The 12,377-nt window shown below is 36.9% G+C and carries 14 protein-coding genes; 8 read left to right on the top strand and 6 right to left on the bottom strand.

Annotated features, from left to right (window positions below; genetic code table 11):
* Positions 1-155: 155 nt before the first annotated feature.
* Together C1634_RS20930 and truA are read right to left on the bottom strand one after the other, a co-directional pair.
* Positions 156-497 carry a hypothetical protein gene (locus tag C1634_RS20930; RefSeq protein ID WP_103231912.1) on the bottom strand — a complete coding sequence of 114 codons (342 nt, stop codon included), beginning with the start codon at positions 495-497 and terminating at the stop codon, positions 156-158.
* Between the two features lie 28 nt (positions 498-525).
* Positions 526-1,257 carry a tRNA pseudouridine(38-40) synthase TruA gene (gene truA / locus C1634_RS20925; protein ID WP_103231911.1) on the bottom strand — a complete coding sequence of 244 codons (732 nt, stop codon included), beginning with the start codon at positions 1,255-1,257 and terminating at the stop codon, positions 526-528.
* A gap of 109 nt (positions 1,258-1,366) precedes the next feature.
* On the opposite strand from truA, the gene lpxK reads away from it, so the two are divergent.
* The 6 genes from lpxK to C1634_RS20895 all read left to right on the top strand — a co-directional run bounded on the left by lpxK (position 1,367) and on the right by C1634_RS20895 (position 7,254).
* Complete coding sequence (lpxK, locus tag C1634_RS20920; RefSeq protein ID WP_103231910.1) at positions 1,367-2,392, top strand: tetraacyldisaccharide 4'-kinase; 1,026 nt, start codon at positions 1,367-1,369, stop codon at positions 2,390-2,392.
* Positions 2,376-3,191, top strand: a complete 816-nt coding sequence (locus C1634_RS20915) for a purine-nucleoside phosphorylase (protein ID WP_103231909.1) — start codon at positions 2,376-2,378, stop codon at positions 3,189-3,191. The genes lpxK and C1634_RS20915 overlap by 17 nt, the downstream gene beginning before the upstream one ends.
* Before the next feature lie 205 nt (positions 3,192-3,396).
* Positions 3,397-3,912, top strand: coding sequence for a TlpA family protein disulfide reductase (locus C1634_RS20910; RefSeq protein ID WP_109739074.1), 516 nt, complete (start codon positions 3,397-3,399; stop codon positions 3,910-3,912).
* An 88-nt stretch (positions 3,913-4,000) separates the two neighbouring features.
* Positions 4,001-4,453 carry a GNAT family N-acetyltransferase gene (locus C1634_RS20905; RefSeq protein WP_103231907.1) on the top strand — a complete coding sequence of 151 codons (453 nt, stop codon included), beginning with the start codon at positions 4,001-4,003 and terminating at the stop codon, positions 4,451-4,453.
* 186 nt (positions 4,454-4,639) lie between these two features.
* Entirely contained in the window at positions 4,640-5,737 is a 1,098-nt protein-coding gene (dinB, locus tag C1634_RS20900; protein WP_109739073.1) for a DNA polymerase IV, read from the top strand.
* A gap of 44 nt (positions 5,738-5,781) precedes the next feature.
* The gene (locus C1634_RS20895; protein ID WP_103231906.1) at positions 5,782-7,254 is read left to right on the top strand and encodes an alpha-amylase; all 1,473 of its coding nucleotides are present in this window, start codon (positions 5,782-5,784) and stop codon (positions 7,252-7,254) included.
* A 73-nt stretch (positions 7,255-7,327) separates the two neighbouring features.
* Here C1634_RS20895 and C1634_RS26140 read toward each other — a convergent pair whose 3' ends face one another.
* The 3 genes from C1634_RS26140 to C1634_RS20885 form a co-directional block, all read right to left on the bottom strand.
* Entirely contained in the window at positions 7,328-7,495 is a 168-nt protein-coding gene (locus C1634_RS26140; RefSeq protein ID WP_153816327.1) for a hypothetical protein, read from the bottom strand.
* A gap of 247 nt (positions 7,496-7,742) precedes the next feature.
* Positions 7,743-9,083, bottom strand: a complete 1,341-nt coding sequence (locus tag C1634_RS20890) for a carboxylesterase family protein (RefSeq protein WP_103231905.1) — start codon at positions 9,081-9,083, stop codon at positions 7,743-7,745.
* 228 nt (positions 9,084-9,311) lie between these two features.
* Positions 9,312-10,214 (bottom strand): helix-turn-helix domain-containing protein, encoded by a 903-nt coding sequence (locus C1634_RS20885; RefSeq protein WP_109739072.1) that lies wholly within the window; start codon positions 10,212-10,214, stop codon positions 9,312-9,314.
* Positions 10,215-10,345: 131 nt separating this feature from the next.
* On the opposite strand from C1634_RS20885, the gene C1634_RS20880 reads away from it, so the two are divergent.
* Positions 10,346-10,756 (top strand): cupin domain-containing protein, encoded by a 411-nt coding sequence (locus C1634_RS20880; protein ID WP_103233290.1) that lies wholly within the window; start codon positions 10,346-10,348, stop codon positions 10,754-10,756.
* Positions 10,757-10,770: 14 nt separating this feature from the next.
* Entirely contained in the window at positions 10,771-11,823 is a 1,053-nt protein-coding gene (locus C1634_RS20875) for an NAD(P)-dependent alcohol dehydrogenase (protein ID WP_103233289.1), read from the top strand.
* 49 nt (positions 11,824-11,872) lie between these two features.
* On the opposite strand, the gene C1634_RS20870 is transcribed toward C1634_RS20875, so the two are convergent.
* Positions 11,873-12,301: a winged helix-turn-helix transcriptional regulator gene (locus tag C1634_RS20870; RefSeq protein WP_103233288.1), complete on the bottom strand. Its 429-nt coding sequence runs from the start codon at positions 12,299-12,301 to the stop codon at positions 11,873-11,875.
* Positions 12,302-12,377 lie beyond the last annotated feature (76 nt).

Genomic DNA, 12,377 nt, shown 5'->3' with positions numbered 1-12,377 from the left:
AAGCATTCTTTTGTATCCAGCCCAAAACATATCCCGCTGCTGCTTCCCAATTTTTTTCTCCGCAAATGAAATGACTTCTGCCTGCAAACTCTTTGAAATTCACAATACTATTGGAATCTTAATTTCTAATACTAAAAAGAAAAATGTTCCGGTTCTTACTGATCAATAGTTTTCCCTATTTCTTCAATTTCAATTGTTTTTGTTGGTCTTTCTCTTATAAATTTGTTTTCAAGAAGTTTATAAACTCCCCAAACTGCTACAATAGAGATTAACCAACTTAGGATGTTAATTCCTGAAAACCCTGTATAATTTACATTGTCTAAAGATTCAGGATCTGTTGAAGCTAAATAAACACCATAGCTGAGTCCTAAAATAATCTGGGTTCCCAAATAAATACCTATTGCCAAAAGACCGTAATGCCATTTTGTTTTCCCAAACCTTTCGGCTAGCTGTGCATAATATCGGTAGGCACCGATAAGAATGAAAATTGATAACATGATTATTATTTTGTTTTTAGTTTTTTATTTAAAATTCATACCCCACATCCACCAGATACAATCCATGCCCTGGTGCTGAAGTTCCTGCTGCATTTCGGTTTTTATCTTCAATCACTTGACGAAGATCTTCCGGCTGCAGCTTTCCGGTTCCTATTTCTACCATGGTACCGACAATAGCACGAACCATATTTCTGAGAAAACGGTTGGCCGAAACGGTGAATTTCAGTTCCGTTCCATTTTGTTCCCATTCTGCTTTATACATTTTGCAGATATTGGTTTTGTTGTCAGTCTTTAATTTTGCAAAACTGGTAAAATCCTCATACTCAAAAAGAATTTTGCAGGCCTCATTCATTTTATCAATATCAAGAGTTCTTTTCCAGTGCTGCCAGGCAGATTCTTGTGTGAATGGATTTTTTTCAAGTGAGATATAATACTCATACGTTCTGTAAGTCGCATCAAAACGGGCGTGAAAATCATCTTTTACCGGAAAAATCCTTTTAATGGATATATCAGGCGGCAGAAAGCCATTCAGCCTGCGTGGAAACTGATCGTTCAATTCCTGCTCTGTATCAAAATGGGCAAATATTTTCTTGGCGTGAACACCCGTATCTGTTCTACCAGCTCCTGTCGTTTTAATCTCTTCCCTTAAAATAGTGGAAAGTGCTTTTTCCAGTTCCTCCTGTACAGAAATAGCATCTGGCTGTATCTGGTAGCCAAAATAATTCTTTCCGTTGTAAGAAAATTCTATAAAGTATCTCAATGTATTATAATAACTCCACAAAAATACTTTAATTTAACGAAATATTTATTGAAAAGTCTTTGAGAATATTGCTCAAAATGCTTGTGAAAATTCCTATTTTTGCAATCGTATGAAAAGATGGTACCTTTATCCTTTTTCCCTTGGTTATCATTTGGTAACGGGTATCCGGAACACGATGTATGATCTGGGAATTTTTAAGTCGACAAAATTCAAGACACCGATAATCAATGTCGGAAACCTTTCTGTGGGTGGAAGCGGGAAGTCACCCATGGTGATGTATCTTGCCCAGTATTTATCCAAACATTACAGAACAGGTGTGCTTTCTCGAGGTTACGGAAGGCTGACCAAAGGTTATGAAGTAACCAATTACGAAAGCAACTACAAAGTAGTGGGTGATGAAGCCATGCAGCTTTTTGAACGTTTTAAAAACCGTTTTGTTATTGCCGTTTCAGAAGAACGTGTTCCCGGAGCTAAAAAAGTAATTGATGATATGGACCTTCAGGTTCTTGTACTGGATGATGCCATGCAGCATAGAGCTATTAAGGCTGGATTCAATATTTTGATGACTGATTTTAATGATCCTTTTTTTAAAGATTATGTGCTTCCGGCAGGAGATCTCAGAGAATCAAGATCCGGTTACAAAAGAGCAGACATCATTATGGTCAGCAAATGTCCTGATGAGCTTACTGAGGAAACAAAAAGATATTACATCTCAAGAATCAGACCTTCTTATGGGCAGAAAGTTTTCTTTTCATCCATTGGTTATGACGAAAATGTATACGGAAAAGATAAAATGCTTCCGGATAACAACCTGAATTATTATGATATTTTACTGATCACCGGAATCGCCAATCCTAAACCGCTTCTGGAACATCTTGCAAAATTTTCAAAAAGGGTAAAACATTTAAAGTTCAGAGATCATCATAATTTCACCGATGATGATATTAAAAAAATCGTTGCTGAGTATAAAAAATTAGGAGAATATAAACTGATATTAACCACAGAGAAAGATTATGTACGTCTGAAAACTTTTGACTATCTTAGAGATATTGTTTACTACTGGCCTATCAATGTACTTATTGATAAGAAAGAAGAATTCAATCAAATCATCTTAGATTATGTTAGAAAAAATTAAAGAGACTACAGATTTTATTAAAAATATTATTCAGGAAACCCCTGATTTTGCAGTCGTTTTAGGATCCGGGCTGGGGAAACTACAAAATGAAATAGAACCGATCCATGTTTTAGAGTACAAAGACATTCCTCATTTTCCGCAAACCACAGTAGCCGGACATACCGGAAAGCTCATTTATGGACTTCTGGAAGGAAAAAAAGTCCTGATGATGAGCGGCCGTTTCCATTATTACGAAGGGCACTCAATGGAAACTGTGACTTTCCCTGTAAGAGTTTTTCATCTATTGGGAATTCAAAATCTTATTCTTTCCAATGCCTGTGGCGGAGTGAATCCTGCTTACAGCGTTGCCGATATCGTTATTCTGAAAGATCACATCAACATGATGCCTGAGCATCCGCTTCGTGGAAAAAATATTGATGAGCTTGGACCTCGTTTTGTGGATATGAGCGAGCCTTACAACAAAAAAATGATTGCTATAGCAGAACAGGCTGCTGCTGACCATCATATTAAAATCCATCAGGGAGTGTATGTGGCATTACAGGGACCAACTTTTGAAACTCCTGCCGAATATGGTATGATCAAAGCCATTGGTGGCGATATGGTAGGAATGAGTACTGTTCCCGAAGTAATCGTTGCCAGACATATGGGAATGGATGTATTCTGTATTTCCGTGATCACAGACCTTGGCGGACCAGATGTAGCTTTTGCCGTTTCTCACGAAGAAGTTTTAAATGCTGCTAACAAAGCAATGCCCAACGTAATTGCCGTTGTAAAAGGCTTGATTAAAAACTATCAATAAAAATATTTCACAAATACAACAACTGAAGACGTAATATTCCCCTCCCACGGAGGGGTGGCGAAAATTCAAAGAATTTTTGACGGGGTGGTTTACACATTCTCATATCCCATAGAATCCATCAATATTATAAATTTTTCCTAATTCAACAGAAATCAATCTCAGATTGCAATTCATTGTTTAGATTTGTACAAATGAAATTGTCGAGATGAAAAAGTTGATATTAATTTTTATGATGGGTATTTTTGGGATTAGCTATTCACAAAAAGTCCCGGCCACTCTTAAAACAGGATTTTCAAAGGAAGCGTTACAACAGAAACTGGAAGATGAAGATGGAAAAGCCATTACCATTCAGCAGATTCTTGATCAGCATAAAGGAAAAGTTCTGGTTATCGATTTTTGGGCAGGATGGTGTAGAGATTGCTTAAATGCCCTTCCCAAAGCAAAGGAATTAGAAGAAAATAACAAAAATATTGATTTTGTTTTTCTATCATTAGACCGTTCAAAAGAAGGGTTTGAAAAAAGTCTGGAAAGATTTGATATGAAAGACAAAGAAAATTACTGGTTTGCTTCCGGATGGAAAAATGATTTCAATAACTATGTAGATCTTAACTGGATCCCAAGATACATGGTGATTGATCAGAAATCATCTATTGCAAAATACTACGCAATATCACCCGAAGACCCTGAACTTCAGCAAACCATAGACAAACTTTTAAAATAATCATCATTTATTTTAATTCGAAAAACATAAAAACTCATTGAAAATCATCTGATTTCAATGAGTTTTAAAATTTTATTTATTAAACACCATGATCACAAGAGAAGCTACAGAAAAGGATTTAGAAATTCTTTTAGAATTCGAACAGGGAGTTGTTACGGCAGAAAGACCTTTCAACAGTACACTTATTGAAGGAGAGATTCATTATTATGATTTAAAGGCTCTGATACAGTCTCCGGATGCAACTGTAATCGTTGCTGAAGAAAATAACGAGATTATTGCATCAGGATATGCCCTGATCAAAAAATCGGAAAAATATTACAATCAATTCGAGAAGTATTCTTATCTGGGGTTTATGTACGTAAAGCCGGAACACAGAGGAAAAGGAATCAATAAAGTGATTACTGATGAACTTATTTCCTGGTCAAAATCAAGAGGAATCAATGAAATAAGACTGGATGTATATGCTCAAAATGAATCTGCCATAAAAGCTTATGAAAAAGCAGGTTTCGAGCCTCACCTTCTCACCATGAGACTGAAATAGAAAAAGGCTGGAAGCAGGAAGATCGAAGTAGTTTTAGTGCAATAAATAATCGGGTATTCTTTTAATTAATTTTCAATAAGTCGGGTTATAAATTTCTCTATCGACCACATTAACATCAAGCCTCCAGCTTCAAACTTCCTTCCTATAAAAAATTTACCGTAAATAAAGGAATCCATATCTTTGTATATGGATTTTTCTTTGCCTCTTCGTAAAATTATTCATGTAGATATGGACGCATTCTATGCTTCCGTGGAGCAGCATGATAATCCTACATTGAAAGGCAAGCCTATTGCGGTTGGAGGACAACATCGTGGCGTGGTTGCAGCAGCAAGCTATGAAGCCAGAAAATATGGAGTACGGTCTGCAATGCCCAGTAAGACAGCCAAAGAAAAATGTCCGCATCTTATTTTTGTCCCTCCCCGATTTGCCCGATATAAAGAGATCTCCAAAAAGATCCGGGAAATTTTCTATGAATATACTGATCTGGTAGAACCCCTTTCTCTGGATGAAGCCTATCTGGATGTCACGGAAAATAAAAAAGGGATGGAATCTGCCAACCTCATCGCCAAAGAAATCCGTCAGAAAATTTTTGAACAAACCGGGCTTACAGCTTCTGCAGGTATTTCAGTTAACAAGTTTTTGGCTAAAGTAGCTTCTGACATCAATAAACCGAATGGCCAGAAAACCATTCATCCCGATAAAATGGAGCATTTTCTGGAAGAACTACCTGTAGAAAAATTTTATGGTGTTGGAAAAGTGACAGCCAATAAAATGTTTAGCTTAGGAATTTATAAAGGAAAAGATCTCAAGAAAAGATCACTCGAAGATCTGGTAAGGCTTTTTGGAAAGTCCGGCCAGCATTATTACAATGTCGTACGTGGGATTCATACTTCCGAAGTAAAACCTCATCGTATTCAGAAAAGTGTAGCTGTAGAAAGAACTTTCTTTGAAGATCTTCTGGATGAACAGCAGATCAACGAAAAACTGGAAAGTCTTGGAGAAGAACTTCATCAAAGATTACAGAAAAATAATATTCTCGGAAGGACTTTAACTCTAAAGATAAAATATAAAGATTTCTCTCTTTTCACAAGAAGTATAACAAGGGAAGATTATTTTTCATCCCCGGAACAATATTTCAGCACCGGAAAAAAACTTTGGGAACTCCGACCTTTTGACAAAGCAGTACGTTTGCTCGGATTGTCACTCTCCCAACTGAATACGGAAGAAAAAAAACAGATTTCCGTTCAACTAAAAATCCCGTTTGAAGAATTCGAAAATGAATAGGTCATATTTTTTCGCTACCTTGTATCAACCAAATCAGCAAATTTATGAACCCAACCATGATTCAGTTTTTCCACTGGTATTCTGAAGGCGACGGAAAATTGTGGAAAGAAGCCGAAAAACAGGCCGGATACTTAGCAAAACTTGGAATTACTTCTGTATGGTTTCCTCCCGCCTATAAAGGCACCAATGGCGGTTATTCTATCGGATATGATGCCTACGACCTTTATGATCTTGGAGAGTTTGATCAAAAAGGAACCCTTCCTACCAAATACGGCACTAAAAACGATTATACAAAAGCAATTAAAGCCTTAAAGAAACAAAATATACAGGTCATTGTAGACATTGTGCTGGGGCATAAAGCCGGCGGTGATGAACTGGAAAAATTCAAAGTCGTAAAAGTAGATGAAGAGAACAGGGAAAAAGTAATTTCCGATGTTATCGAAATAGAATCTTATACCAAATTTACCTTTCCCGGAAGAGGAAAAAAATATTCTGATTTTGAATGGAACTTCACCTGCTTCAGCGGCGTGGACTATGCAGAAGGTATGGATTCCCATATCTTCAAAATACAGTCAGAATACGGAAATGACTGGGAGGAAATGATAGATGATGAAAAAGGAAATTATGATTACCTGATGTATAATGATATTGAGCACCGGAATCCTTTTGTACGGGAAGAGCTCAATAATTGGGCAAAATGGTACTTTGACCAGACTGATTTCGATGGCGTGAGACTGGATGCTCTAAAACATATTTCTTTTGATTTTTATAAAGAATGGCTTATGCTGCTCCGTTCCAATTCAGGAAAAGATATTTTTGCTGTTGGAGAATACTGGGCTCCCGGCTATCTTCATCTGCTTCAAAAATATATTGAAGTGACAGAAGGCTGCATGAGTCTTTTTGACAGTTCGTTACAGAATAATTTCCATACAGCTTCCAGAGAAGGAGATTCTTATGATCTCAGGAGAATTTTTGAAGAAACTCTTACTCAGGCAGATCCTATGCATTCTGTAAGTTTGGTGGCCAATCATGATACACAGCCTTTACAAGATCTTGAAGCTCCTGTAGAACCATGGTTCAAACCAATTGCCTATGCGCTTATCTTATTGAGAAAAGAGGGCTATCCATGTATTTTTTATCCTGATCTCTATGGAGCTCATTATGTGGATAAAGATAGAGAAGGCAATGATCAGGAAATATTTATGCCCAAAGTAGATGGTATTGAAGAATTATTAAAAGCGAGGAAAGATCATGCCTATGGTGACCAGCAGGATTATTTTGAAGATGCCAACTGTCTTGGCTGGGTACGTATGGGTGATGATGAACATAGCGGATGTGCTGTTGTTCTGAGTAATAAAGATTCTTACAACAAGCCTATGGAAGTGGGAACGCTTTATGCCGGAAAAAAATTCAAAGATCTGTTGAAAAGATCCAAAAATAAAGTAACCATTGATGAAAACGGATGGGGAGATTTTCCTGCTCCGGCAGGAAATGTGAGTGTCTGGATTCCTGAATAAGATTAAATTTTAAAATCTCTCTTTCAATGACCCTTGTCAAGGTTTAAAACCTTGACAAGGGAAAGACATTATATTAGCAATAGATATATTGACAATTCCAAACATCTATCGCCCATTCACAGCATTGTCCATCTTCGTTGGAAGTACAGCATACTTTACCTCTGTTAATATCTCCCGCTTTTAAACTCTTCAATTCCTGACGGTTCAATTTTCTTACTTTAACATCTTTGTTTGTTTTCATAATGACTGTTTTTATGGTTTAGTAATTAAATATACATTAAAAATAACAATTATGAATACATATTCAATATCAACTACACGATTAAACATACATAATTCACATAAAAACAAGTGAATATTGAAGATATGGCTGAACTACCCGTCAAAAATTCTTTGAATTTTCGCCACTCATCCAGAGAAGGGGAATGTTTACGTCTTCCGTTGAGAAGTTTGTTAAGATGAGAGATTTTATAAATTTTGATGTGTGGCTACATTTTTCTGAGTTCCAGGATTTCCGGTCTCTCTGAGGTATCAGATATCTTTCCGGTGCGGGCAAATTCAGCCCAGAGTGCCCTCAGCTTTTTACCATTCTCATGAATACGACTCCAGGGAATATCTTTCAGCAGTTCGGAAGATTTCCAGGCTGACTCATTCCCAAAAATCAAAGGAAGGTCAATGCAATGCGGCGCCCCGATAGGATTGTCTTTTAATTTTGAATGAATTCTGAAAAGATAGACATTTCCACCAGCTTCAGCCAGATTCTGTGCAAACTGTCTTGCCGGATTCCCATAGATAAGTGCGGTGGTTTTTTCTACAGCTTTATCCATAATTGTTAATCCCAGCCCTTTCCCGAAATATTTATTTAAAGCTTCGGATGTTTTAAGATAAAAAGCAGTTTCGTCATTATTGAAACCAATCAACACATCATATTTCTGAGCATTCTTTTTCCACATTTCTACCGACTCCTCTTCTTTACACAAAGGAAAATATCCGTATTGAGTACCAAAAGGCATGACTGCTTTCAAACCATATTTTATTACCGATGGTAAAAATTTTCTGTACCCATCCATCATTTTTAAAACATCGGCTTCATCTTTCAATATTTCTGTTTTTGTCAGAAATTCCGCAGACATTTTCTGTCTTTTATGCCGTAGCCCCAAAGGAGCACTTTGAATAATCACACGCTGAAATAAATTCTCCACTCCTTCTGAAATCATTAAGTGTGCAATGGCATCACCTCCTGAAGACTGTCCGAGAAGGGTAATATTATTTTCATCACCTCCAAGATCTGCAATATTGGTTTTTATCCACTTCAATGCTTCAATCATATCCAAGAGCCCAAGATTAGCGGGCCTATCCTGATCTCCACCTAAGAAACCAAACAATCCTAAGCGATATGAAACAGCAACCACGACAATATGTTGTTCCCTCACCCATTCCGCAGGATCGGCAGTGGCAAGATCGCCACACCCTATCTCATGAGAACCTCCGTGAATCCAAACTACAACAGGAAGTTTTTCGTTTTCAGAAATTACTTCCGGACGGGTTATGGAAAGGTATTGTGTAGATTCATCGACCTCGAAACTTTCGACAGGTGTTGCTCCAATCATTTTTTCCACAAGCGGGCTTAGGGCCTGTGGACATACCGGAGTTTTTTCCGGAGAAATAATCATTGAGGATAAAGAGGCTTCTACGGAAACAGGTTTTTTAAATCTTTCAGAATAGGCATAACGAATACTTCTAGCCCTGATAATTCCTTCTTCTTTTAGCGCTAAAATTCTTCCGAAACGGGTTTCAAAAATAGGAGTGTCTTGCTGATTTGGTGTCATCTTTAAAACTGTGAAACTTTTCTCTTTATAAATTTAATTATTTAAACACAAATTTCACAAATGAAAACACAAATATTCACAAACCATCATTGTCTTATTTGTGAAAAAAGTTAGTGTTATTAGTGTTTAAAAAAAATCTAAACACAAATTGCACAAATGAAAGCACAAATGTCCACTACCATAATGGTGTTATTTGTGAAAAGATTAGTGCTATTAGTGTTGAAAAAACTAGTTCAGCATTTTGTATTCACTTGGAGAAATTCCTACCTTGGTTTTGAACAGTCTTGTAAAATGCTGTGGATATTTGAACCCCAAATCATAGGAAATTTCGCTGATTGTTTTTGCCTGATCCAGAATTTGTTCTTTGGCAATATCAATAAGTTTATTGTGGATAAATTCCTGAGCAGAAATTCCCAGTTCTTTTTTAATCAGGTCTCCGAAATAATTGGCAGAAAGATTCAGTTTTTCTGCAAAGTAATTGACCATGGGAAAACCTATATTTTTGGGATTCTCAGATTTTAAATAATCATCTACCAGATTTTCAAATTTTCCGATAACTCCCTGGTTGATATGGTCTCTTGTAATAAACTGACGGTCATAAAAACGCATGCAGTAATTCAGGAACAGTTCAATATTATTAACAATTAAAGATTTGCTGTGTTTATCAATAGCCTGTTCCAGCTCCAGTTTAATATTTTTAAAGCAATCCAATACCACTTCTCTTTCTTTTTCAGAAAGATGGAGCGCTTCATGTACATCATAAGAGAAAAATGAATAGTCTTTGATATTTTTTCCTAAGTTGGTTCCTTTTATTAAATCCGGATGGAAAATTAAGGCAAAACCTGCAGGCTGAACAAATCTGTCTTTATTATAAATTCCATAGGTCTGCCCGGGAGCGATAAAAACTAAAGTTCCTTCCTGATAATCGTAGCTGTGTTTTCCATACTGCATGTCTCCACACATTACATCTTTCAGAAAAACGGTATAAAACCCAAACGTTCTTTTATACTGGCAAATAGGATCGGATTTGGAAAAATCTATGATACTTACCAGCGGATGCAGGGTTTCATGATTCGCCATTTTATTATATTCCGAAACCGTATTATAGATTTCAACCTCCTGATTTTCCATGAAGTATATTTTTATTACTATTCAAAATTACCACTTTCATTTGTAATTGAAATAAGGTCTGTAAAATTGGTAAGTAATTCGGTAATCTGTATAAGTCTGGTTTACGGGAAAGTTTCGACTTTTGTATCGTTATGGAAACTTTTAATACAACCATCTTTCCGAAAGGGGAAAAAGCTCCTTCGGATTATTTCTCCGGAGGAACAGCGTGGGTTCATATCCTTAAACCCAATGAAGATAACCTGAACTGTCAGATCGGAAATGTCTTGTTCGAACCAGGATGCAGAAATAACTGGCACTCTCATGGCGGTGGACAGATTTTAATCGTAACTTCAGGAACAGGATTCTATCAGGAAAAGGGGAAGTCTGCTCAGGTTTTACATGCTGGAGATATTGTCAACATTCTTCCAGATGTCATCCACTGGCATGGGGCTGCTCCAAACAGTGAGTTTACCCATATTGCCATCAATCCTAATACCCAAAACGGAATTGTGGAATGGCTGGAACCTGTAACAGACGAAGAATATAATAATTTATCAACCTAAACTAAATATAAAAAATGAGTACAATCACAGTAAAAGCTTATGGTGCAGAGTCTACCACAGCAGATCTGAAAGAAATGAATATTGAAAGAAGAGAAGTAACCTCAAAAGATGTAGAAATTGAAATTCTATACTGCGGGGTATGCCACTCTGATCTTCATACCGCAAGAAACGACTGGGGAGGATCTTTGTATCCTGCAGTTCCGGGCCATGAAATCGTGGGAAGAATTACTAAGGTAGGAAGCGAAGTTTCCAAATTTAAAGTAGGTGATCTTGCAGGCGTAGGATGTATTGTAGATTCTTGCGGACATTGCGAAAGCTGCAAGCATGATCTGGAGCAATATTGTCTGAATGGTTTCACAGGAACCTACAACGGAAAGGACAAGCACTTGGGAGGTCATACTTTTGGAGGATATTCTCAAAAAGTAGTTGTAGATTCTCACCACGTTTTAAAAGTGCCTGAAAATCTTGATCTTGCAGCTGTAGCTCCTCTTCTTTGTGCAGGTATTACAACCTGGTCACCTTTAAAGCACTGGAATGTAGGTCCTGGTTCTAAAGTAGCTGTTGTAGGGCTAGGTGGCTTGGGCCACATGGCTATCAAACTGGCAAAGGGATTGGGAGCTGAAGTTACCCTGTTTTCAAGAACTCCGGGAAAAACAGATGATGCTAAACAGCTGGGTGCTGATCATGTTGTTATTTCTACAGATGACGCACAAATGGATTCTGTAAAAGGAAAATTCGATGTGATCATTGATACGGTTCCTTATGTACATGACGTAAATCCATATGTTTCCACGTTAAATATTAATGGAACACATGTTCTTGTAGGATATTTGGGAGGTTTAGAACCTATTCTGAATACTGTTCCTATGATATTGGGAAGAAAGTCTGTAGCCGGTTCAGTAATTGGTGGTATTGCAGAAACTCAGGAATTACTGGATTTCTGTGGTGAACATAATATTGTTTCAGAAATTGAAATGATCAAAATGCAGGACATCAACGAAGCTTATGAAAGAATGTTGAAAAGTGATGTAAGATACCGTTTCGTCATTGACATGCAGTCTTTGTAATCCTTCTATAGAATAACAAAAACAGGCTCTTCGAATTGAAGAGCCTGTTTTATTTTTTAAGGTTTTCGCTAAAGGCATTCTGATCGTTATTCAGCATATATTTGTTTTCTTCAGCATATTGACTGTTATTTCTTTCCATATCCTGAAAAGCCCATGCTGCCATAGCATCAATAACAGGAGCAAGTTTGTTGCCTGCTTCACTCAGTTTATAAGTCACATGAGGTGGCACTACAGGTCTTGCTATTCTGATAATTAATCCATCTGCTTCCAATTGTTTCAAATGTTGGATCAGCATTTTTTCTGTTACGGCAGGAATTGCTTTTTTCAATTCACTGTATCTTTTTTCTCCTGTGGAAAGATTGAACAGGATAATGGGTTTCCAGAATCCGCCAATTCTTTCCATAACGTACATTACTGGACAATCCTGTACTGTCTTTTTATTTTCCTGGATAGTTGAACTCTCTTTAATCGCTGTCATAGTTACATACTTTAGGGTAAGTACTTGTATAAAAGTAAGTACAAATATAACTTTGTTCTCAGAAATAAAAAAATAT

This window comes from Chryseobacterium viscerum, from assembly GCF_002899945.2.
In the GTDB taxonomy this organism is placed as follows: Bacteria; Bacteroidota; Bacteroidia; order Flavobacteriales; family Weeksellaceae; genus Chryseobacterium; species Chryseobacterium viscerum.
The sequence above is the reverse complement of the archived record's forward strand: the minus strand, read 5'-3'. Positions and strand labels throughout refer to the sequence as shown.